The sequence below is a fragment of the Gammaproteobacteria bacterium genome (assembly GCA_013214945.1).
Taxonomy (GTDB): Bacteria; Pseudomonadota; Gammaproteobacteria; order Enterobacterales; family Psychrobiaceae; genus Psychrobium.
In genome coordinates, this window is record JABSRT010000002.1 from 122357 (window position 1) to 145076 (window position 22720).

Annotated in this window: 20 protein-coding genes and 1 tRNA gene; 15 read left to right on the plus strand and 6 right to left on the minus strand. The window is 44.0% G+C overall.

What is annotated here, in order from left to right:
* The first annotated feature begins 12 nt into the window (after window positions 1-12).
* The 4 genes from HRU23_01320 (at window position 13) to HRU23_01335 (ending at window position 4615) form a co-directional block, all read left to right on the plus strand.
* Window positions 13-618, plus strand: coding sequence for a hypothetical protein (locus HRU23_01320; GenBank protein NRA52759.1), 606 nt, complete (start codon window positions 13-15; stop codon window positions 616-618).
* A gap of 181 nt (window positions 619-799) precedes the next feature.
* The gene (locus HRU23_01325; GenBank protein ID NRA52760.1) at window positions 800-2758 is read left to right on the plus strand and encodes a RecQ family ATP-dependent DNA helicase; all 1959 of its coding nucleotides are present in this window, start codon (window positions 800-802) and stop codon (window positions 2756-2758) included.
* A gap of 94 nt (window positions 2759-2852) precedes the next feature.
* Window positions 2853-4124, plus strand: a complete 1272-nt coding sequence (locus HRU23_01330) for an aminotransferase class I/II-fold pyridoxal phosphate-dependent enzyme (protein ID NRA52761.1) — start codon at window positions 2853-2855, stop codon at window positions 4122-4124.
* A gap of 143 nt (window positions 4125-4267) precedes the next feature.
* Entirely contained in the window at window positions 4268-4615 is a 348-nt protein-coding gene (locus HRU23_01335; protein NRA52762.1) for a hypothetical protein, read from the plus strand.
* Between the two features lie 11 nt (window positions 4616-4626).
* On the opposite strand, the gene HRU23_01340 is transcribed toward HRU23_01335, so the two are convergent.
* A complete protein-coding gene (locus HRU23_01340; GenBank protein NRA52763.1) occupies window positions 4627-5847 on the minus strand; it encodes a multidrug effflux MFS transporter in 1221 nt (406 codons plus the stop codon).
* A gap of 365 nt (window positions 5848-6212) precedes the next feature.
* Between HRU23_01340 and HRU23_01345 the strand changes: the two genes are divergently transcribed.
* From HRU23_01345 to HRU23_01390, 10 genes are all read left to right on the plus strand, one after another.
* Complete coding sequence (locus HRU23_01345; protein NRA52764.1) at window positions 6213-6845, plus strand: LysE family translocator; 633 nt, start codon at window positions 6213-6215, stop codon at window positions 6843-6845.
* Between the two features lie 125 nt (window positions 6846-6970).
* A tRNA-Trp gene (locus HRU23_01350) sits at window positions 6971-7047 on the plus strand.
* 521 nt (window positions 7048-7568) lie between these two features.
* Entirely contained in the window at window positions 7569-8774 is a 1206-nt protein-coding gene (locus HRU23_01355; GenBank protein NRA52765.1) for a hypothetical protein, read from the plus strand.
* A complete protein-coding gene (locus HRU23_01360) occupies window positions 8749-9672 on the plus strand; it encodes an AAC(3) family N-acetyltransferase (GenBank protein ID NRA52766.1) in 924 nt (307 codons plus the stop codon). Before HRU23_01355 ends, HRU23_01360 begins: the two co-directional genes overlap by 26 nt.
* A 442-nt stretch (window positions 9673-10114) precedes the next feature.
* Complete coding sequence (gene rbsD / locus HRU23_01365; protein NRA52767.1) at window positions 10115-10534, plus strand: D-ribose pyranase; 420 nt, start codon at window positions 10115-10117, stop codon at window positions 10532-10534.
* A gap of 47 nt (window positions 10535-10581) precedes the next feature.
* The gene (rbsA, locus tag HRU23_01370; protein NRA52768.1) at window positions 10582-12087 is read left to right on the plus strand and encodes a ribose ABC transporter ATP-binding protein RbsA; all 1506 of its coding nucleotides are present in this window, start codon (window positions 10582-10584) and stop codon (window positions 12085-12087) included.
* The gene (rbsC, locus tag HRU23_01375; protein NRA52769.1) at window positions 12084-13085 is read left to right on the plus strand and encodes a ribose ABC transporter permease; all 1002 of its coding nucleotides are present in this window, start codon (window positions 12084-12086) and stop codon (window positions 13083-13085) included. Before rbsA ends, rbsC begins: the two co-directional genes overlap by 4 nt.
* Window positions 13086-13153: 68 nt before the next feature.
* Window positions 13154-14032 (plus strand): ribose ABC transporter substrate-binding protein RbsB, encoded by an 879-nt coding sequence (gene rbsB, locus HRU23_01380; protein NRA52770.1) that lies wholly within the window; start codon window positions 13154-13156, stop codon window positions 14030-14032.
* A gap of 88 nt (window positions 14033-14120) precedes the next feature.
* Window positions 14121-15041, plus strand: a complete 921-nt coding sequence (rbsK, locus tag HRU23_01385; protein ID NRA52771.1) for a ribokinase — start codon at window positions 14121-14123, stop codon at window positions 15039-15041.
* Between the two features lie 71 nt (window positions 15042-15112).
* The gene (locus HRU23_01390; GenBank protein ID NRA52772.1) at window positions 15113-16117 is read left to right on the plus strand and encodes a substrate-binding domain-containing protein; all 1005 of its coding nucleotides are present in this window, start codon (window positions 15113-15115) and stop codon (window positions 16115-16117) included.
* A 172-nt stretch (window positions 16118-16289) separates the two neighbouring features.
* Here HRU23_01390 and HRU23_01395 read toward each other — a convergent pair whose 3' ends face one another.
* From HRU23_01395 to HRU23_01415, 5 genes are all read right to left on the minus strand, one after another.
* Window positions 16290-17702: an aldehyde dehydrogenase family protein gene (locus tag HRU23_01395; GenBank protein NRA52773.1), complete on the minus strand. Its 1413-nt coding sequence runs from the start codon at window positions 17700-17702 to the stop codon at window positions 16290-16292.
* A gap of 9 nt (window positions 17703-17711) precedes the next feature.
* Window positions 17712-19388, minus strand: coding sequence for an AMP-binding protein (locus HRU23_01400; protein ID NRA52774.1), 1677 nt, complete (start codon window positions 19386-19388; stop codon window positions 17712-17714).
* 156 nt (window positions 19389-19544) lie between these two features.
* Window positions 19545-20003 carry a hypothetical protein gene (locus tag HRU23_01405; protein NRA52775.1) on the minus strand — a complete coding sequence of 153 codons (459 nt, stop codon included), beginning with the start codon at window positions 20001-20003 and terminating at the stop codon, window positions 19545-19547.
* A gap of 10 nt (window positions 20004-20013) precedes the next feature.
* Entirely contained in the window at window positions 20014-20589 is a 576-nt protein-coding gene (locus HRU23_01410) for a methylamine dehydrogenase (amicyanin) light chain (protein ID NRA52776.1), read from the minus strand.
* 11 nt (window positions 20590-20600) lie between these two features.
* The gene (locus tag HRU23_01415) at window positions 20601-21764 is read right to left on the minus strand and encodes an amine dehydrogenase (protein ID NRA52777.1); all 1164 of its coding nucleotides are present in this window, start codon (window positions 21762-21764) and stop codon (window positions 20601-20603) included.
* Window positions 21765-22038: 274 nt separating this feature from the next.
* Between HRU23_01415 and HRU23_01420 the strand changes: the two genes are divergently transcribed.
* Complete coding sequence (locus tag HRU23_01420; protein ID NRA52778.1) at window positions 22039-22668, plus strand: TetR/AcrR family transcriptional regulator; 630 nt, start codon at window positions 22039-22041, stop codon at window positions 22666-22668.
* Window positions 22669-22720: the final 52 nt, after the last annotated feature.

Consider the following 22720-nt stretch of genomic DNA (forward strand, 5'->3'; position numbering starts at 1 on the left):
TTAAGTGAAAAAATAAGTCACTGCAAGCTAGCTTTATTGGTTGTGGTTGGCTTGTTGCTTAGTGGTTGTTCTACCTCTCCGCCGGCTAATCCAGAAAATATCTGTGCTATTTTTCATGAAAAGCCCGATTGGCATGACGCCGCGATTAGCACCAAAGAAAAATGGGGCGTGCCGGTGCACGTACCATTTGCAATGATGTATCAGGAAAGTTCATTTCGAGCCGATGCGCGCCCGCCAATGCGTTATTTTTTAGGTTTTATTCCGTACGGACGCCCGAGCACGGCTTACGGTTATTCGCAGGCCAAAACTATAACTTGGGGCGATTACGTTAAAGCAACGGGCAATAGCTGGGGCAATCGAGATAACTTTGATGACGCAATGGATTTTATGGGTTGGTATATGTATCAAAGCCATAAAATTAACGGTGTCTCGAAATGGAACGCTTATAGTCAGTATCTTAATTATCATGAAGGCTGGGGCGGTTACCGTCGCAAGTCTTACAACAAAAAACCTTGGCTAAAAAAAGTGGCCAAAAAAGTACAGTCACGTGCTAAACGTTACGCGGGACAGTATCGTAAGTGCAAAGACAACTTACCGAGCTCAGGCTGGTTTTGGTAGTAACCAATCACATGTAAAGTCGTCGTTTAATGGTAGGGTAGCTGTGGATTACCCTCTAAATAAACGGCGGTCTTGCCTTTTGTCGTATAACATCGCATCACTTAGTTCAGTTTATTTTCGGCTATCGCTGTTTTAATATCACCAATTTAAACCCTGTCGCGCAATTTTAGGATCTAACATCATGTCACACTCATCAGAACAATTATTGTCGCAATATTTCGGTTTTAGTACCTTTCGTCCCGGTCAGGAGCAAGTGGTTAACGCGATACTGCAAGGGCATAGTGCCGCGGCGATATTCCCGACGGGTTCAGGCAAGTCTTTATGTTATCAATTGCCAGCGACTCAACTGCCGCATTTAACCTTAGTGGTTTCACCTTTGTTGGCGCTGATCCAAGATCAGCTCGCGTTTATTAAAAGCAAAGGCATTAGTGCAGCCAGCATTGATTCAACACTTTCGCGCGAAGAGGTCAATGACGTAATGCAGGGAGTACGTGAGGGCCAAATCAAAATTTTAATGATTTCGGTTGAGCGGTTTAACAATGAACGTTTTCGTCAATTTTTGGCCCGGATCCCTATTTCGTTATTAGTGGTCGACGAAGCGCATTGTATTTCAGAATGGGGCCATAATTTTCGGCCTGACTATTTGAAATTACCTCACTATCGCCAACAATTTGATATTGCGCAAACCTTGTTATTAACGGCAACAGCGACCCCGAAAGTCATCAGTGACATGGGACGTAAGTTTGCGATTGCGCCAGCCAATATTACGCTCACTGGTTTTTACCGACCCAACCTTAATTTAGCGGTACAAGGTGTCAGTAGTGACCAAAAAATAGCTAGGCTTGAGCATTGGCTGGGCCAACATCAAGGGCAATCGGGCATTGTTTACGTGACGTTGCAACAAACAGCAGAGCAGGTCGCCGCGCAGTTATCACAGCGTGGTATCAGCGCTCAGGCATATCATGCGGGCATGCCCAGTGACCAGCGCCAGCATATTCAAGCGCAATTTATGCAGGACGACATTAAAATCATTGTCGCCACTATTGCTTTTGGCATGGGCATCGACAAAAGTAATATTCGGTTTGTCGCGCATTATGATTTACCAAAATCAATTGAGAATTATGCCCAGGAAATCGGCCGAGCAGGGCGTGATGGCGCCAGTTCACAGTGCTTAGTGTTAGCCAATAACGATAATATCAATGTATTAGAGAACTTTGTTTACGGTGATACCCCTGAGCCGCAGGCGATTAAATACGTGCTGGCGCAAATCGCGCAGCACTCAAGTGCGCAATCAAGCCAACAGTCAGAGCAATGGGAAGTTATCGATCATAGCCTGTCTAGCGCGGCTAATATTCGTTTGCTAAGCTTGAAAACGTTATTGGTATATTTAGAAATTCTAGGGGTGATTAAACCGCTTTATAATTACTTTGCCGAGTATAAATACAAACAATTAGTGGCACAGCCGCAAATTGTGGATCAATTTAAGGGCGAGCGCGCTGACTTTGTACGCGCTATATTCGACAGTGCTGACAAGAAAAAACTTTGGGCTACGGTTAATTTCGATACCCTTAATAGCCAATATGCCAGTGAGCGCAGCCGAGTGGTTAGTGCGCTTGATTATATGGATCAGCAAGGATTGATTGAGCTGCAAACTAAACAGCTGACTCAGGTTTATCAGGTATTAGAATCGAACTTTGATCTTGAACAGCTTGCCGCTAAGCTGGCCAAACGCTTTATTGATAAAGAAACCAGCGAAATTGACCGAATTCATCAATTGTTGGCCTTTTTTGCCAGTGATAGCTGCTTGTCGCAGCAGTTATGCCATTACTTTGCCGATTCTCGACTTACCCAAGCCTGTGGTCATTGCTCAACGTGTGCTGGTTTGGTGGCTCAACTGCCGCCGGCGCCAGAGCTACCGCCATTAGCACAGTTAAACTTTAGCCAATTAACTCAAGCGATCAGTGACAAGCTCGGTGAGCAAGTTAGCGCGGTATTGTTGGCGCGGTTTTTGTGTGGCTTGCCAACCCCAATATTCACTCGCTTGCGGGCTCGTTCTTTAACGGGGTTTGCGCAGCTCGAACGTTATCGCTTTGCCGAGGTTAAGGAATGGGTTGCAACGCAATTTAATAGTAAAGGTTGAAATATAAGCATTTAGTATAGTGTTTTATTGATTGGGGCAAGTTAAGATTGGCTGACAATAATATAAGATAAAACTTAACATTAGAGGGATTATAATGAAGTTAGAATCGTTAGCACTACACCATGGATATGAGTCAGAATCAACCACCAAGGCTGCCGCGGTACCCTTGTATCAGACCACATCTTTTACCTTTGACGATACTCAGCATGGCGCTGATTTATTCGATCTTAAAGTTGCCGGTAATATTTATACCCGAATCATGAATCCAACCAGCAGTGTGCTTGAACAACGAGTCGCTGCAATGGAAGGCGGTATTGGTGCGTTGGCTGTCGCGTCGGGCATGGCCGCTATTACTTACGCTATTCAATGTATTTGCGAAGTGGGCACTAATATTGTCAGCACTAGCCAGCTTTATGGTGGCAGTTATAACCTGTTTGCTCATACCTTTCCCAAGCAAGGCATTGACGTGAGAATGGTCTCGTTTGATGACTTTGACGGTTTTGAGCGAGCGATTGATGCCAACACCCGCGCGATATTTTGTGAATCGATCGGCAACCCAGCAGGCAACATTGTTGATATTGAAAAATTAGCAGCAATTGCTCATAAACATGGCCTGCCATTGATTGTTGATAATACCGTGGCGACCCCATATTTATGTCGACCGTTTGAACTGGGCGCCGACATTGTGGTTCATTCATTAACCAAATATATTGGCGGTCATGGCACCTCTATTGGTGGCATTATTGTCGACTCTGGCAAGTTTGACTGGGTGGCCAACAAAGAACGCTTTGCGATGATGAACGAACCCGATCCGTCATATCATGGCGTGGTATATACCGAAGCCTTAGGCGAAGCGGCGTATATTGGTCGTTGTCGCGTAGTACCGCTACGAAATACTGGTGCGGCTATTTCACCTTTTAACTCGTTTTTAATTTTGCAGGGGCTGGAAACCTTAGGTTTACGGATGGATCGTCATTGTGAAAATGCGATGGCGCTAGCGCACTACTTGAATAGCCACGAAAAAATAGAATGGGTAAATTATGCCGCATTACCCGATAGTCCATATTATGAGGTGTGCCAGAAAATTACTGGTGGCCGAGCATCTGGAATTTTAAGTTTTGGCCTTAAAGGCGGTCTTGAAGGCGGCGGTAAATTTATTGATGGCCTCAAGATGATCTTACGTTTGGTCAATATTGGCGATGCTAAATCATTAGCCTGTCATCCGGCATCTACTACGCACCGTCAGCTCAATGATCAAGAATTAGCGGCAGCGGGTGTTAGCCGCGACTTAGTCCGTATTTCAGTCGGTATTGAGAGCATTGAAGATATTATCGCCGATGTGAGCCAAGCACTAGATTTAGTGTAAGGCGCAGTTAATTTAGCTAAGTTGAAAGTCGCCGCTGCTGGTAAGCCGCGGCTTTTTTATGCGTGGCATACAATTGATTGCCTCGGCTGCTGCTAAGGCTTAATATTAAGTATTAATAACAGTAACAAACATAGAGTATGACAATGATTAGAGCGTGTTACGTGGTGTTGGCAAGTTTGGCGTTGACTGGTTGTTATCGAAACTGGCCACAGGTCGATGCCTTAACCAATAAAGTGACTTGTGAGACGACCAAGTCACAGGCGAGCAGCTTGGCGCAGAAATTTGACGCGACAGTGGCATGGGATCCGACTTATCTGGTCTTGTCGGTGGTCAAAGAACAAGATGCACTGGCATTGCAATTTGTGCCAGTGACCTATGGTTCTAAAGTGTTAAGGCTCGACACTTTGTCGGTCGCCCGCTCGAACATTCGTTATTTCGGGCTGCACCGCCAGCAAGGCGATGTTGAGGTTTTATTACGCTGTAAAAGTTAGCAGCCGTTACTTTAATCTTCTATCAGGTGCCATTGCCGTCCTTGTTCAGACAACAAAATCAGTAAACCCGGTAATAAAGAAAACATCAGTAATGACAATAACATCACCGGGCTTATGTCCAATCGCTGTAATAAACCAACAATCGCACTCGCGCCACTCATTTGAAATAATCCCAACAATGCCGCGGCAGTACCGGCTCTGTCACCAAAGGGTGCCAATGCGGTACCCGCAGCAGAACCCAAGGTCCAAGCAAAGCCGATTGATGAGAAAAATATTGGTACCATAAAGGCCCAGGGTTCGTTGATGCCGCTTAAACCAAACATCAGCAAGCCAGAAAATATTAATACGCTTAAACCTAGAATTAATGCTGGGCGAGAACCGTACTTGGCCATGAACACCGGGGCGGTAAAACACGCGATAATATTAAAGAAGGCGTTAAGGCTAAACCAGCCCGTAAACTGGGCCATCGTTAATCCCTGCTCAATCATTAACAATACTGGAGCCGAAGTAACATAGGCTAAAATAACAGCCATCGCTAACATGCATAAACAAGCATGAAAAATAAATATAGGGTGTTTAAGTACACTAAAGTAGCGACTAAGACTAATCAAGCGACCTTGAGTATTAGTATGGGCTGGGCGAGTTTCTTTAAAGTAAACACTAATGATGACCAAGCTAACGAGCGCAAAGGCAGCCATGAAACTAAAGTTAGAGCGCCAGCCAAATTGGTGAGTTAACCAGCCACCAAAAATTGGGGCTAAGGCCGGAATAAAACAAATAGCGCCGTTAAGGTAGCTGATCATTTGACCACTGCGCTTGGCGCCAAAGCTGTCGCGAACCGCAGCAAAAGCGGCTACCGAGGTCGCACAAGCGCCGAGCCCTTGAATAACTCGGGCTGTTAGCATTAGCTCAATATGTTGGGCATACCAAGCTAATAATGAGCTAAGACCATAAATTGCAATACCTGCTAAAGCGATGGGCCTGCGGCCATAACGATCGGCTAAAGGGCCTGCAAATAGCTGCCCAAAACCAAGGCTGAACATAAACCAAGTAATAGTATCTTGCGCTAAAGTCGCTGACACACCTAAGTCTTGGCTAATTTGCGGCAGCGCCGGTAGATAGATGTCGATCGCCAACGGGCTAAATAACACCAGTAACACCATTAGTGCGATAATCCGGGTATCATTGTGGCTGGTTTGTTGTTGGCTTGTCGCGCATTGTTGAATCGTCATTAGCTACCTCATATTAATAAGGCTGATATTTTAGAGGCATGTGATCCTAAAAGAAATACCCATGTGTGATCTTTGCGAGTAGTAACGAAAATAAAGTCTCAAAAGGTCATTAATCCAGCCAGCAATGACAGTTGCGGCAGGGCAAGCGCAATATAATTTAGATGCATATTACGTAAACTCGCGGTGAATATGTCTGTAGACGTTCAATTTTTCGTCCATGAAAAATACGGTTTACTCCACATGCACCGATATCGTGACCAATACCTGCGTTATATTTAAAACGCTCTGCCGTGACAGTTGCGGATTATACGGTGATTATTTAGACTAACCCTAAAGAGCACAATTTGTATTTACTCGGAGACAATATGGATCTTAATACGTTGCTGGTGTTTGGACTGGCATCATTATCAATTAACTTAATTCCCGGTCCCGATGTTGTTTATATTGTGTCAAATACCATGAAAGGGCAGCTAAAATTAGGTATTGAGGCTGCGTTAGGCCTAGGCGTTGGTTACTTGCTGCATACGGTAGCTGCAGTCTTGGGCTTGTCGGCGTTAATCCTCAGCTCGACCTTGCTGTTTAACATTGTTAAATATATCGGCGCGGCCTATTTATTGTATTTAGGGATTTCATCAATACTCAACGCCTATCGTGGCCAATCTAGCTTTATCGCTAAAGACAGTGTCAACGACAGCACCAGCCAAAATGTTTTTAAGCAGGGGGTTATTGTTAGTATCTTTAATCCGAAAGTAGCAATGTTCTTTTTAGCCTTTTTACCGCAGTTTATTGATATAACGTCAGCGACGGCGACTAAAGAATTGGTGGTGCTTGGTTTGTTATTTACGGTGTTAGCGACTGGTTGTAATGTTGTTTATGCGTGTTTGGGCCATGTTATGTTTAATAATGCCCAAGCGTTGAAGTACGCGAGAGGCATTGAAGCGGGATCTGGTTTTATCTTGCTTGGTTTAGGCACTAAAGTCGCGTTGAGCGATCATTAAGCATTATATTACCGCCGATCCGCCAATATTTTATACGAACTGGCTGAATTATCGGCGGTTGATGTAATTTAAGCATAAAAGAACTTTACCTTTAAGTTCCCTTATGTATAATTCATTTCGTTCGCAGGGGTGTGGCTCCAATTGGTAGAGCAGCGGATTCCAAATCCGATGGTTGGGAGTTCGAGTCTCTCCACCCCTGCCACATTTAGAAAGCCCGGTTATGTTAAGTCATGGCCGGGCTTTTGTCGTTTTAGTCTTAAATATAAACGCCCACAGCTTAGCACAGCATATTCTATTATCTCTGAACAATAATCATCTATTTAATCAAAATGGTATCACTTGCTATTATTGTGCAATATGCTGCTGCATTAGTCTAATCTCGATGTTGAAACTTCGCGAGCGTCTTATACTCGTTTTTCTAACTTAGCCAGAGAACATCATTTCGTTTAGTAACGATAGCGAATGCACCAACCATCTATTGCACATTCTTGCTTTTATCAATGACCGCATCTACTCTTTTTATATCGACACTTGATTTTTTGCAGTGTCACAGAGGCTCTCTGACGCTAGTATTTTCATTAATGAAGATACTTTATATCTCTATTTTCTCATACGTGAATAATTTTTTGCTAGCTGCCGCACTTTTAGCCACGACAATTGCAATTGGATTGGACGATAAAAGCAATATATATATATCGATGATTTAAACAGGATGGACCCGTAATGTTAAAAAAGATCAAAGCAATTAAAAACAAACTGGAATTTGAAATTTCATTGCCGATGAAAACCCGCGCAGCACGCCGGCAAGATCATCAAGGATTGAGTCAGACCGATCCGGGCTCCCAAGCATGTATCATCGCGGCGGTGGGGTGGTTGAAAACCGCGCAGCAATGCTCTGCTTCAGATGACGGCGGTTATGCGCGAGACTTTAATCTTGTCACCGATCGTTGGTCAACATCTTACCCTGAAACGACGGGCTACATTATCCCGACCTTGCTGACATACGCTCAACGTTTTAACGATCACGAAGCAAAATTAAGTGCTATTCTGGCTCTTGATTGGTGTGTCGATATTCAATTAGCTTGTGGTGGATTTCAGGCGGGAAAAATTGATGCGACTCCCGTTGTGCCAGTGACTTTTAATACTGGGCAAATTTTGATTGGCTTAGTTAGCGGCGTGACCGAGGTCGGAGATAAGTATCGCGCGGCGATGTTAATGGCTGGCGACTGGTTAGTTAAGACCATTGATGATGATGGTTGTTGGCGTAAACATGCCACGCCCTATGCTGCTCCAGGAGAAAAAGCCTATGAAACGCATGTGTCTTGGGGATTGTTTGAAGCGGCAAAAATAGAGCCTGACAGGTTATACGGTGAAACGGGACTCAAGCAAGTAAAGTGGGCCCTAACTAAGCAAACCGCCAATGGCTGGTTTGGTTCGTGCTGTCTCGATCAGCCACAGGCGCCGCTTACTCATACGCTTGGATATGTGTTGCGCGGTGTTATCGAGGGTTACCTGTGGAGCAAGGATCAACAGTTACTAGACGCGGCTTTACTTACTGCCAATGCGTTAGCTGAGCAGGTAGCAGACGATGGTTATTTGGCCGGACGGTTTGACCCGCAGTGGCAACCCGAAGTTGAATGGGTTTGTTTAACCGGTAGCAGTCAAATTGCCGCATGTTTGTTTATTTTAAATGATGTAAAAGCTAATCCAAAGTTGTTGTTGGCGGCTAAGCGTTTAACCGCTTATGTTCGACGCTCAATGGTGGTGCAAGGGGACAAATCAATCCAAGGTGGCGTAAAAGGCGCCTTCCCGCTCGATGGTGCTTACGGTAATTACCAGTATTTAAACTGGGCCGCAAAGTTTTTTATTGATGCCGCTATGATGGATATTAAGGTTGATGAAAATGAAAGCATTGTTACAGTTAACTAAAGACAGCGTTAAAAAAGTACTTAAAGCTGTACATCGGATTCGTCGCCAGTTTGAAGTAAAAAATAGCGCAAAAACTATTACGCTTGAACAGTTAATTACAGATATTGCGAAATTAGGGATAAAAAAAGGCGATACCTTATTTGTTCACTCTTCTTTAAAAAGTTTGGGTTATGTCGAAGGAGGGCCACGCACTTTAATTGAAGCGCTTTATCAGGTGGTATCGCCATCGGGCACCATTATATTTCCGACCTACTATCTGCCAGGCGGAACTATTTATGCCACCTGTAAAATGGAAGATTATATCTTTGACCCGCGTAAACATGGCACTAATATTGGGCGCTTGCCTGAAGCTGTTTTGAAATACCCAGGAGTTGAGCGCAGTTTACATCCCACTCATTCTGTATCTGCGATCGGGGCAAATAGTAAATTTATCACCGAAGCTCATCATTTGGCTCCTTCGGTCTTTGGTGAAGGTTCACCCTGGGCTCGATTTCTTGAACTAAAAGGCAAGGTTTTAGGTTTGGGTGTATCGATGGGACCGATCACCTTTTATCATATGCTCGAAGACAGCTTAGCTGATGACTTTCCTTTGCCGGTCCGAATGGCCGAATGTCAGCTTAAATGTCGTAACGAAAATAATGAGGTGATTGAAGTGCCTATCCGTCCGTTAGATATCGATTTTTTGCCGCGGCGCATTGATAATAAAGGACGCAGTGATCTTCGTGAGTACTTTTGGCAAGAGTTCACCAGTAAAGAGCTATTAACGATTGCTCAGGTTGGACAGTCAACTTCGTGGGCGATTGACGGCAATGATTTTTATCGTCATTTAGAAAGGTTGAATGACGAAGGTATTACTATTTATGCGACGCCAGAGCAATTAGCCGCACGACCCATTTGACCACTCTTCTTCTACTAGACAACATAACAAGAAGTCGGATGGCGTAGGTTGATTTAATGATAGTGTTGGTCTTAATCGGTACATCATCGCACAAGCCCAGTTTTGCTTAGTCATCACTGGGCTTTTTTTATCACTAAATATTAAAGTCATGATCCGAGCCATGAAAACGCGATAGGTTGTAAAATCAATAAGCTAGTAACAACTAAAAGCAGAGAATATAGCAAAGTTAGGGCCGAAAATAAGACCTTGTCAGCGAAAAAACAAATCTTGTTGCTCGTCTTATTTGTGCTTTTGCACATTATGTACTATATTCCGCATTTGCCATCGAAACGTTTGCGTAAACGTTTCGATGGCAGTTGTAATTGATGTTGAAACACTGTTTCAGCTCAATTGGACGATGGATCCACCGTAGATCATCAATAATCATAATCAAGGCGTCACCATGAAGAAAAACTCACTCATTAATGCCGAGCTGTCTCACCTAGTAGCACGGCTTGGTCATACTGATGAAATTACGATCTGTGATGCGGGTTTACCGATCCCAGCTATAACGCAACGGATTGATCTTGCCCTTATCCCTGGGGTGCCAACTTTTATCGCGACTGTCAAAGCGGTATTGAGTGAGATGCAAATAGAGGGTGTGATATTAGCTAAAGAGTTGAGCAGTATCAGCCCTGAACTGCATCAACAGTTGCTAGATGTTATTGCCAATGAGCAAGCATTAACGGATAACAAAATTGTGATCTCTTATATCGACCATGAGCAATTTAAGCAGCAGACTCACGCGAGCAAAGCGGTGATCCGTACTGGAGAATGTACCCCTTATGCGAATGTTATTTTTCAATCAGGCGTAGCTTTTTAGCAGGGCTAACTAAGTGTATTTATCTACAAATAAGCGTAGGGACTGACATGACGCAACCAATTTTAAAACTCAGTGGCATTGTAAAATCATTTCCAGGGGTTAAAGCGCTCGATAATGCGTGTCTTAATGTCTACCCTGGCCGAGTCATGGCTGTGCTTGGTGAAAATGGCGCTGGTAAGTCAACTTTAATGAAAGTGTTGACCGGAATTTATTCGATTGATCAGGGCGAGATTTATTATCAGGGCCAAGTGGTAAGTTTTGATGGTCCGCGCCATTCTCAGGCGGTGGGCATTAGTATTATTCATCAAGAGCTCAACTTGTTGCCCGAGCTGACCATTGCTGAAAATATCTTCTTAGGGCGTGAAAAAACCAATGCCTTTGGCGGCATAAAGTGGGCCCAAATGTATCAGGACGCCGATGCCTTATTGCAGCGGTTAAATGTTAAACACAGCTCGCGTCAATTATTGGGTGAACTGAGTTTAGGAGAGCAGCAAATGGTAGAAATTGCCAAAGCGCTCTCATTTAAATCACGGGTCATCATCATGGATGAGCCAACCGATGCATTAACCGAGACCGAAACTCAATCGTTATTTCAGGTCATCAAGGAATTACGTAATGATGGCTGTGGCGTTGTGTATATTTCGCATCGACTAAAAGAGATTTTTGAGATTTGTGACGATATTACCGTATTACGTGATGGCAAGTTTATTGCCCAAACCCAGGTAACCGACATCGATGAAGACGGCTTAATCGAAATGATGGTTGGCCGTCGCTTAGACGAATTATATCCCCGGGTTGACGCGGATCATGGCACTACTTGCCTCGAGGTGAAAAACCTTAACGCACCTGGCCTTAATGATATTAGTTTTAGTTTAGATCATGGCGAGATCCTCGGGATCTCTGGCTTGATGGGCGCTGGTCGAACCGAGCTAATGAAAACGATCTACGGGGCGCTTGCTCGTCAGTCAGGCGAAGTTATTATCGACGGTAAGTCTATCTGTCCGAAAACACCGCTCGAAGGTTTGGCCAATGGTATTGCTTATATATCGGAAGATCGAAAAGGCGATGGCTTAATTTTGGGCTTGTCGGTTAAAGAAAATATGTCTCTTTGCGCCTTAAAGCAGCTATCGAAAGGCGTTCAGCTCGATCATGCCAAAGAAGTTGCGGCGGTCGAAGATTTTATTGGTTTATTTAATATAAAAACGCCAAGTCGTGAGCAAATAATTGGTAATTTGTCCGGAGGCAATCAACAAAAAGTGGCAATAGCCAAGGGGTTAATGACTCAGCCTAAGGTACTTATTCTTGATGAGCCAACCCGTGGGGTAGATGTCGGCGCGAAGAAGGAAATTTATCAGTTAATTAACCAGTTTAAAGCCAAAGGCATGAGCATTATTTTGGTGTCGTCAGAAATGCCGGAAATTCTGGGCATGAGTGATCGTATTTTAGTGATGCATCAAGGCGGTATCAGCGGTGAATTTATGGCCGACCATGCAACGCAGGAAAAACTGATGGCGTGCGCCGTTGGTAAAAATATTAATGAGGTAGCACAATGAGCGGTAAGGCCATGAGTAAAAAACAGCAGGCGGCGACTAGCAATCAGCTAATAGGTAACAAGCTTTTTAGTAAAGCATGGTTAATCGATCAAAAATCACTGATCGCATTAATTTTGTTGATTACTGTCGTGTCTTTTCTTAACCCTAATTTTTTCACGATGGGTAATATTCTTAATATTTTAAGACAAACATCGGTTAATGCCATTATCGCTGTCGGCATGACCCTAGTGATCTTAACCGCAGGTATTGATTTAAGCGTCGGCTCAATTTTAGCGCTGTGTGGTGCCTTTGCCGCCACATTAATCAGCATGGAAGTGCCGGTGATGTTTGCTGTGCCTATCGCATTATTAGCGGGCGCAGGCCTAGGTGCTCTTAGTGGAGTGATTATTGCCAAAGGCAAGGTACAGGCTTTTATTGCGACCTTGGTGACCATGACATTATTGCGTGGCGTTACCATGGTGTATACCGATGGTCGACCTATTTCTACTGGTTTCACTGATGTTGCCGATGACTTCTCATGGATCGGAACCGGTTACTTACTGGGACTTCCGGTACCAGTTTGGTTGATGATCATAGTCTTTGGCGCGGTGTGGTATTTATTAAACCATACCCGATTTGGACGTTACGTTTATGCCTTAGGTGGCAATGAATCAGCAACGCGTTTGTCGGGCATCGATGTCGACAAGGTCAAAATTGGGGTTTATGCAATTTGTGGCATGTTAGCGGCTTTAGCTGGCTTAATTGTTGCGTCTCGGCTGTCATCAGCCCAGCCTACGGCAGGCATGGGCTACGAACTAGATGCAATTGCGGCAGTGGTACTCGGAGGCACTAGTCTTGCTGGGGGCCGCGGCCGAATTATGGGCACGTTGATTGGTGCCTTGATCATAGGCTTTTTAAATAACGCATTAAATTTGTTAGACGTTTCTTCTTATTACCAAATGATCGCTAAAGCAGTCGTTATTCTGCTAGCGGTGTTAGTCGATACCAAAAATAAATAACCCCATCTGTTATTGCCTCGGCGCTATTGTCGTGGCAGCAGATTTAACAATAAAAAAAGGAAAATCGAATGAAAAAGTTAGCAACCCTAGTAACAGCAGCAGTGGTTTCAGCCTCAGTTAGCTCAGCCGCTTTAGCGCAAGACACTTTAGCGATGGTAGTATCTACCTTGAACAACCCATTCTTTGTAACCATGAAAGAAGGCGCAGAAGTTAAAGCTAAAGAATTAGGCTACAAACTAATCGTGCTTGATTCACAAAACGATCCAAGCAAAGAATTAGCGAATGTTGAAGATCTTACGGTACGTGGCGTTAAAGCTATCTTAATTAACCCAACCGATTCAGATGCAGTATCAAATGCCATTCGCATTGCTAATCGCGCTGGTGTGCCAGTACTAACATTAGACCGTGGTGCAAGCCGTGGTGAAGTCGTTAGCCATATTGCTTCTGACAACGTTGCTGGTGGTGCACTAGCCGGTCAATATATTGCTGACACATTGGGCGCTAATGTTAAAGTAATCCAATTAGAAGGTATTGCTGGTACTTCTGCTGCTCGTGAGCGTGGCCAAGGATTTATGCAAGCAGTTGCAAGCAACAAGATGGAATTACTGGGTAGTCAGCCTGCTGATTTCGACCGTGCAAAAGGACTTAACGTGATGGAAAACATGCTAGCCGCTAACCCAAATGTGCAAGCTGTTTTCGCTCAAAATGATGAAATGGCATTAGGCGCATTACGTGCAATACAAGCATCAGGTAAAAAAGTATTAATCGTTGGTTTTGACGGCACTAAAGACGGCGTTGCAGCAGTTAAGCGTGGCATCCTTGGCGCAACTATTGCCCAACAGCCTGCACTAATTGGTGCGTTAGGTATCGAAACAGCTGACAAAGTATTAAAAGGTCAAACTGTTGCTAAGAGCATTCCAGTATCACTGCAAGTGATCACTAAGTAATAGCAAGATGGCGAGCGTTCTAGTCAGGCGGTATAAAGTGTGACTAGAGAGCTCCGCCGTTTTTTATTTCTGATGATAAGGTTAACAAATGAGTAAGTTAGTTGTTTTGGGTAGCGTAAACGCTGACCATGTGCTTGAAGTTGCTACTTTTGCGCAGCCAGGGGAAACTTTGCTAGGGCATGGTTATCGCATTATCCCTGGAGGTAAAGGGGCTAATCAGGCTGTTGCTGCGGCGCGCTTAGGTGCTGATATTGCCTTTATTGCCTGTGTTGGTGATGACGCATTTGGCCATCAAATGATTAAAGATTTTAGCGCGGATGGCATCGATACTCATGCGGTGATGGTTGAAAAAAACCAACTTACCGGCGTCGCGATGATTCAAGTAGCCGCAACCGGAGAAAACAGCATTTGCATTGCTGCTGAAGCAAATAGTTGTTTAACACCACAACGGTTAGCACCTCATCATGCACTGATTGAAAATGCTAATATTTTATTAATGCAGCTAGAAACACCCATTGCCACCATTGAAGCCGCGGCTAAGATCGCGCATCAAGCTGGCACGCAAGTGGTGTTAAATCCAGCCCCTGCTCAGCAATTGTCTGATCAGTTGTTAGCGCTGGTTGATATGATCACCCCTAATGAAACCGAAGCACAAATACTGACTGGTATTAAGGTCGTTGATATGGATTCGGCGCAAACCGCCGCTAATGTATTACATGACAAAGGCATTAATTTAGTGCTGATCACCTTAGGCAGTGAAGGCGTTTGGCTGAGTCAAGCCGGCGTAGGCCAGCAAGTTAAAGGGTTTAGTGTTACTGCGACCGATACCACTGCAGCAGGCGATACTTTTAATGGTGCATTGCTCGTGGCATTACAAAATGATAAGTCACTTGATGACGCTATTGTCTTTGCTCACGCTGCTGCTGCAATATCAGTAACACGCAAAGGTGCACAAACATCTATTCCGCAACAAGACGAAGTGATTCGTTTTTTGCAACAACACAGTTAATTAGCGCTGAGTTATTACCAGCTTGTTTTATAATGTATTAGCTATTTTGGTCTGATTAATAAGGGTATTTTATGGCGACAATTAAAGATGTGGCAAAACATGCCGGCGTATCAACGTCGACCGTTAGTCATGTGCTCAATAAAACTCGCTATGTTAGTGATGGTGTTTCAGCCCGGGTTAAAACGGCGGTCGATGAACTGCGTTATGCCCCTTCAGCGTTGGCGCGCAGTTTAAAGATTAACAGCACCAAAACTTTTGGCATGCTGGTGACCACCTCAACCAATCCATTTTTTGGTGAAGTGCTAAAGGGCGTTGAATTGCGCTGCTACGAGCAAGGTTATACGCTTATTTTGTGTAATACCGAAGGCGATATAACACGGATGCACGCGAACCTTGATACCTTGTTGCAAAAACGGGTCGATGGTCTGTTATTAATGTGCAGCGAAGTAGAAAGCCAAGGGTTTAACTTGTTTGAACGTCACAAGCCCGTGCCTACGGTAGTGATGGACTGGGGCCCGACTCATTTTCCCTGTGATAAAATACAGGATAACTCCCATCGCGGTGGTTACATTGCCACTCAGCATTTAATTGCTAAAGGCCATACTGAAATCGGTTGCATTACCGGCGTGCTCGATAAACTGACCGCCCAGCAACGTTATTCGGGTTTTACCCAGGCAATGAACGAAGCGGGACTGGCGATTAATCCGGCTTGGATTGCTGCTGGTGATTTTGAATGTGAAGGTGGTGAGCAGGCGTTTGCTACCTTGTATGCCAGAGGGCCATTGCCATCGGCGTTATTTGTTTGTAACGACATGATGGCGTTAAGCGTTATCAATGCCGCGAGTAAAAAAGGACTGTCAGTACCCGATGATTTATCAATTATTGGTTATGACGATATTAACTTAGCCAAATACATGACCCCGTCGTTGACCACTATCCATCAACCTAAGCATCGTTTAGGTCAGCAAGCCGTTGATACATTGCTCGATAAAATAAAAACCAAACGACAAAACAATCAAGTGATTAAGCTCGAACCTGCCCTGGTTGAGCGAGACAGTGTTAAAACCCTAACTTAAATGTTTATCTTGCTATGATATTAGTTAGCTTTTTCGCTAATAAATACTCATTGTAGCTGCACAACAAAACGGGACTAAAAACCGGACTATTGTGCAGCACTTCAATCGGCTAAATTACCGCTGAGTTAAATATTGAGCCAAGAGAATTAATCTAGAGACTTAACCTAGAAACTTAAACAAGAGACTTCACCACATTGATAACCTTTAATTGGGTAAACTCATGTAAACCTTGCTCAGTAAACTCGACGCCAATTCCAGACTCTTTAGCGCCAGCGAAAGGAGCGAATGGGCCAAATACTGCATGCTGATTTATCCAAGCGGTGCCACATTCGAGCTTATTGGCAAGCTCAGTCGCCAATTTAATATCATTTGACCAAACCGAACCACCCAAACCAAATTTAGTATTGTTAGCACGGTTGATCACTTCGTCGAGATCATCAAAAACCATCACGGGTAAGATCGGACCGAAGGGTTCCTCGTCGACTAGAATGTTACCTTCTGTTATTTCGCTGACAATGGTCGGCTCAACGAAATAACCATTGCCTTGGATTACCTTGCCACCTGCTGTAACCGTTCCGTGCGTATGAGCGGTGTCGAGCAACAGTTTTATCTTATTGTATTGAGCTTCATTTTGGATTGGACCCATAGTGATACCGGGTTGAGAACCGCAGCCAACGACCGTCTGTTTAGCAAGCAGCGATAATTGCGTAACCATTTCTTGATAAATAGAACGATGAACATAAAGACGCTTTAAGGCAATACATACTTGTCCGGCATTCATAAAGGCACTGTGAAAAATCAGCGGGGCAACTTTTTTCGGATCAACATCGCCAAGTACGATGCCTGCGTCATTGCCACCAAGTTCGAGGGTAATACGTTTTAAATTTTGTGCGGCAGCCGCAGCCACTTTTTTACCGGTTACTGTTGATCCAGTAAAGCTGATTTTAGCGACATCAGGATGAGCCGTTAATAAATGACCAAGGTCGTTATTGTCGGTTAACACATTGACCACGCCGGCAGGAAATATTTGCTGACAATATTCACCAAGCTTAAGTGAGCTTAGTGGGGTAGTGGCAGCTGGCTTTAAAATAAAACTGTTACCGGCAAGTACCGCTGGCGCTAATTTAAAAGCGGCAATCATCAGCGGAAAATTCCAAGGGACAATACCAACAACTACCCCTAATGGCACGCGGTGAACTTCGATGCGATTATCGGCATCATCATTAAGCACAGTAACAGGCAGAGTCATCGCAGCGAAGGCACGTAAGAAAACGCAACTGTAGCTTACTTCAAATGCAGCTTCGCTTAGTGGTTTGCCTTGTTCCTGAGTGATTAATGACGCGAGTTCATCGGCATGTTGTTCTAATTTATCAGCCAGCTGAAGGATCATTCGCTGTCGGGCTGAAATATCACTAAATTGCCAAGTTGTTTGAGCTATTTTTGCCTGAGTTACCGCGTGCTCAATTAAGTCGGGTGTCGCTTTGGGACAAGTGGCAAACACTTCGGCAGTTGCTGGATTGATGACTGATAATTGCTCGCTGCTTTGTACAAGTTCACCGTCGATTAGTAATGAGTATATAGACATAATAAATCCTTATTGATTATTTTTTAGTTGCTGTATCATCGTTTCACGCATCTTAAATTTTTGAATTTTACCGGTTACCGTCATTGGATAATCTTGCACAAACTCGATATAACGGGGAACCTTATAGTGGGTTATTTTCCCTTGGCAAAAGGTTCTGACTTGCTCGCCGGTTAGGGTGTTACTCACTTTGGTTTTTATCCAAGCACAGATCTCTTCGCCCATATGTATATCTGGCACGCCAAAAACCTGTACCTCCTGAATATCGGGGTGGCTATATAAAAACTCTTCTACCTCACGTGGATAAATGTTTTCTCCGCCGCGGATCACCATGTCTTTTATCCGACCGACTATTGTCAGGTAACCTGCTGCGTCCATTACCCCGAGGTCGCCAGAATGTAACCATCCTGCATCATCGATAGTTTTTGCCGTTTGCTCGGGATCATTCCAGTAACCTTTCATTACCGAATAACCACGGGTGCAAACTTCACCTTTTTGGCCAATGGCAACGACGTGATTCTCATCGTTAATAATTTTTACCTCGATCCTTGGTACTGCCCGGCCTACTGTATTGACTCGTTTTTCGATCGGATCATGTGGTAGCGTTAAGTGATTAAGCGGGCTAAGTTCTGTTTGTCCGTAACCTATTAATATCTCGCTCATATTCATTTGCTTGATCACTCGGTTCATTACTTCTACCGGGCATGGGGCGCCAGCCATGATGCCTGTTCGCAATGTTTTTAAGTTAAAAGACGAAAATTGAGGATGATCAAGTTCACTAATAAACATCGTTGGCACACCGTGTAAGGCGGTGCATTTCTCTTGCTCACATGCTTTTAGCGTAAGCAAGGGATCAAAAGCGTCGTTGGGGTACACAATGGTTGCCCCATGCGTAATACAGGTAAGGTTGCCCAGCACCATGCCAAAACAATGATAGAGTGGCACGGGAATACAAAGCCGGTCTTGATCGCTAAATTTCATGCCGACCCCACAAAGGTAGGCATTGTTTAAAATATTACAGTGACTTAAAGTCGCACCTTTGGGAAAGCCGGTGGTGCCACTGGTAAACTGAATGTTAATTGGATCGTCGGGCAACAATTGCTGCTGTATTTTAGCCATTTGTTGGTGCTGCTGCTCGGTCCCGCAAGCCGCAACATCGCTAAAATTGAACATGCCCGGGCTGATTTCATCCCCCATTCGGATCACGAGACGTAGCTCAGGTAATAACGCAGACTTTAGTTTGCCAGGCTGTGATAGCGACAGTTCCGGTAGTAGCTGTTGCAGCATGTCTAAGTAATCACTGCTTTTAAATTTAGGCGCAGTCACTATCGCTTTGCACTCGACTTTTTTTAAAGCATATTCGAGTTCTGATATGCGATATGCCGGATTTAGACAGACTAAAATAACGCCAATTTTCGCACTGGCCATCTGGGTTATTAACCAATCTGCGCTGTTGGGTCCCCAGATCCCTAGTCGGTCACCTTTCTCTAAGCCTAGCTTTAGTAAGCCGGTGGCAAAAAGGTCAACCTGTTGTTGCAGTTCACGATAAGTCCACCGAATGTCTTGATGGCAAGATACCAGCGCTTGATTGTCAGGAAAACGACTGACAATCAGATCAAAATATTGACCTAAGGTTTGATAAATCAGCTGGTCATTAGCTGCGCCACACAAGTAGCTTTGAGTTAACATAAATATCTATCCTTTGTTAATTACTGCCGTAAAAACGCCCATCAGACCAGCGCGGCTGGCTCATGTTAAATTTGCCAGCCATTTCCGTAGCTGGATCCGAAAGAGTTAATACCAAGATCATCAATTTAATGTCATTGGTAATATCGATGCGCTTGCCTATGACGGCTTGGCTAGGTTTTCTATTTTCTTAATTAAATCGGCTCTAACTTCAGCGGCATTAGCACCGAGAGGGTTTTTTCTAAACGTTGAAACTTCTTGCACACTGAATGGTTTTTTTATTGTTTTACTGCGTCCTTGCGTTCGAATTAACCAATTAAGAATATCGGCAGTGTCTTGATCAGAAAGGGCCGAACGGCTAACGCCAGGCACCTGAATGAGGTATTGACGACCACCATCTACTTCAAGAAATCGATCGATAAATCCATTCATGTCGGGTACTGATGCATGAGTTGCCTTGGCCTCTGGTCCGTGGCAACCGCGGCAATTCATTGCATAATTAAACTCGGCTCTTTGCGCGGTGGTAACGACACTAACTTGTGCTGATTTAGGCTCGATTTCAGCGTTGGCGTTGTTCGTCGTAATGATTAAGACGCATAAAACAATAATTTTTTTCATGTAAACCTCTTTAATCAGCTGCTAGGCCTAAAATAACGGCTGTTGAGCACACATAGGTTTCACTAGAGCTACCGATACACCAATTGGTATCGTTGTTGGCATATACTCGATACATCGGTTTGTCATTTTCATTTCTATTACATAAACAACGTCCGCACGAAGTTTTGCCGCAACAATCGTTATAAGAAATAATGTAGTGTTTACCGTCTGCCGGATTAAGGCAGGTACCAATCCAGGTAATCGGTGACATTTCCGTGCCTGGGGGGCAAGACGAAGTGGTGCCGCCACAGCATGAGCACAAGAAACCATCGATGGCACAATGGCGCCAGTAATCGCAACTCGTTGGATCGCCGGGATCATTGTCATTGCCGGTTGTTTGCCCGGCAACCCCTGGATAACCGCCAGAGGCACCTGAGCTGCCAGCGGCTTTGGCGACCGGTAATAAAGGAATGCTGCTGACCCCGACTAACCCAACGCCTAGTTTGGTAATAAAGCTGCGACGAGAACTGAGCTGAGCAACTTTACGTGCTGAGTTTTCGACTCTTTTGTCTAAACTCTTGGTCAATAATTTATCGAACAACTTCATAATCTTCTCCTTTATTGAGTGGCGTGAAGTACAATGGGCATCACGCCAATCGCGCCAATCATTCGAATGTGTTTACCGTTTTGTGCGCTATAAACATCAAGGTTCATGTCTGCATTAGTCACGACCAACAGAGGTTTTTCACCTGTGGTCACTTCAATTGATACACCATGGTTTTTTAACGATATTGTTTTTATCTTTTTGTGGCTCTTGGCGTTAAATACCCAAACTTCAGTGCCACCATCTTTATGGCTACCGTTATATCCGTCTTGGTGCATCAAGATATAAATTTGTCCGTCGGGGTGACTGGTACTAATTTGCCAACCGCCAGGGCGCCAGTTTTTTTGACGTTCGCTGTCTGTCACCAATGACCAAGTGGGTAATATTTTTGGTTGTGATTGAGAAAAATCTATCGGTTGCATTTTTCCAAGGAAGCTTGGGAAGTAAGCCGTATCATTAATGTAGACACTCTTTTCAAACAGAGGATCGCTGGCAGCGTCGAAAAATGGAGGGATCGTAAACTGCTCAATAATTTCTCCTTGACGGTCAAACTGAAAACTCAGTAGGCCACCATCAGCACACAAACTGCTAAAACCGCGCTGGCCGGTTGGATAAATCAGGCTGCAGCCGGGGATATCAATGGTATTTAAAATTTTTCGCTGCTCAACATCAATGATTGATATAGAAGCGGCAGGGGTAAAATTAAATACTAATAGAAAGTCATCGTTATCAACTAACTGTAACGAATTTTTCTCGGTAACAACTTGGCCGCGTTTGCCCCCGGGTAGGATTAACTCAGCGATAACCGCTAAATTGTCTTTATCGGAAATGGTTAAGACGTCGGTGCGTTTTCCTCGGGTACCTCTACTGTAAAAGGTTTCGGTCGAGTAGAGCTCATTTCGCGAGCTTGAAGCAATAAAGCTGCCAAATTGAGCTGAAGTGATTGTGCCCTTGTAGTGCTTGTTAACGCTACCGACATCGACAAGTATAACCTTGCCTTCGGTGAGAGAAATAAAGTTTGGGTCATGTGCAAAAATCCAGCTAGATGGATACTTAATGGGTAATTTTTCTATCTTGCCCATTGTTTCATTTTCTAGATCTGCGGCTTGCAGCGTGAAACTTGCTAGTAAAAGAACCTTAAATAGGGTTCTGTTTGCTAATACAATCAAATTGAACATAGTTCGGTCGTCCTAAATTCAGATTAAAAAAGAAGATTAACTAAGTGAAGTGAGGCACTTAAATTAATCCCAATTTATAACAACGACAACAAACAGTCTTAGCCATGTCCCAATAGTGATATTATGTGGGTAAGGTCTGTTTTAGTTCGGTCGTCCTAAATTAAATTTACACAGGGCGAACAAAAAAGCAACATAAAATTAACATGCGAGTTGTTAGTGAATGGACAGGAAACAAATAAATTACTGAATAATAAATAGATTGAGAATAATATTGATGACAAAAAAAACAATGCCAAGAACGACTAGATATGAACGTGGTAAAGAAACCTATTTATCAATTATCACCGCTGCAACTGATGTATTTACGACAGAGGGTTATGGCGCGTTATCGATTAGAAAAGTGGCGGCGAAGGCGCAAATTAGTATTGGTAACTTAACCTATCATTTCCCTAACAAGCAATGCTTGGTCGAAGCGATGTTTGAAGATTTGTTAGAAGCGTATCTTGTTGAATTTGATGGCTACCTAAGTGATACCGAGGCTTGCCCGACGAAACAGCTAACCAGTATTGTTGCATATATTTTTAACGATTTAGCCAGTCCGCGTACTACGGTCGTGTTTCCTGAGCTATGGGCTTTGGCTAATCATGAAAAATATGCAGCATTAGTGGTTGAGCAAGTCTATCAAAAGGCGCGGAGCGCTTTTACCAAATTAATCCCGCAGATTAATCCCGCGCTATCGACTCAGCAGATTGAAGATCTTGCATTATTTATGTCGGCCTCTCTTGAGGGGCACACGATGTTTGTCGGGGCTAACAAGCAATTTACCGCGTCAATTGAGCGTTTAACTGCGATTGCACAGGCATCGTTTATTGAGCTCATTAAAAATCCGCCGAGCGATCAATAAAATATTTTTTGATATTTCACCTTGTTGATTAATAACAAATAGACAAATTAAA

Coding starts and splice junctions, on each gene's coding strand:
- HRU23_01420 (NRA52778.1), top strand. CDS start 22,039: ATGACAAAAAAAACAATGCCAAGAACGACTAGATATGAACGTGGTAAA.
- HRU23_01330 (NRA52761.1), top strand. CDS start 2,853: ATGAAGTTAGAATCGTTAGCACTACACCATGGATATGAGTCAGAATCA.
- HRU23_01325 (NRA52760.1), top strand. CDS start 800: ATGTCACACTCATCAGAACAATTATTGTCGCAATATTTCGGTTTTAGT.
- HRU23_01395 (NRA52773.1), bottom strand. CDS start 17,702: ATGTCTATATACTCATTACTAATCGACGGTGAACTTGTACAAAGCAGC.
- HRU23_01355 (NRA52765.1), top strand. CDS start 7,569: ATGTTAAAAAAGATCAAAGCAATTAAAAACAAACTGGAATTTGAAATT.
- HRU23_01400 (NRA52774.1), bottom strand. CDS start 19,388: ATGTTAACTCAAAGCTACTTGTGTGGCGCAGCTAATGACCAGCTGATT.
- rbsA (NRA52768.1), top strand. CDS start 10,582: ATGACGCAACCAATTTTAAAACTCAGTGGCATTGTAAAATCATTTCCA.
- HRU23_01335 (NRA52762.1), top strand. CDS start 4,268: ATGATTAGAGCGTGTTACGTGGTGTTGGCAAGTTTGGCGTTGACTGGT.
- HRU23_01340 (NRA52763.1), bottom strand. CDS start 5,847: ATGACGATTCAACAATGCGCGACAAGCCAACAACAAACCAGCCACAAT.
- HRU23_01360 (NRA52766.1), top strand. CDS start 8,749: ATGAAAGCATTGTTACAGTTAACTAAAGACAGCGTTAAAAAAGTACTT.
- rbsB (NRA52770.1), top strand. CDS start 13,154: ATGAAAAAGTTAGCAACCCTAGTAACAGCAGCAGTGGTTTCAGCCTCA.
- HRU23_01390 (NRA52772.1), top strand. CDS start 15,113: ATGGCGACAATTAAAGATGTGGCAAAACATGCCGGCGTATCAACGTCG.
- HRU23_01345 (NRA52764.1), top strand. CDS start 6,213: ATGGATCTTAATACGTTGCTGGTGTTTGGACTGGCATCATTATCAATT.
- HRU23_01405 (NRA52775.1), bottom strand. CDS start 20,003: ATGAAAAAAATTATTGTTTTATGCGTCTTAATCATTACGACGAACAAC.
- HRU23_01415 (NRA52777.1), bottom strand. CDS start 21,764: ATGTTCAATTTGATTGTATTAGCAAACAGAACCCTATTTAAGGTTCTT.
- HRU23_01410 (NRA52776.1), bottom strand. CDS start 20,589: ATGAAGTTGTTCGATAAATTATTGACCAAGAGTTTAGACAAAAGAGTC.
- rbsC (NRA52769.1), top strand. CDS start 12,084: ATGAGCGGTAAGGCCATGAGTAAAAAACAGCAGGCGGCGACTAGCAAT.
- rbsK (NRA52771.1), top strand. CDS start 14,121: ATGAGTAAGTTAGTTGTTTTGGGTAGCGTAAACGCTGACCATGTGCTT.
- rbsD (NRA52767.1), top strand. CDS start 10,115: ATGAAGAAAAACTCACTCATTAATGCCGAGCTGTCTCACCTAGTAGCA.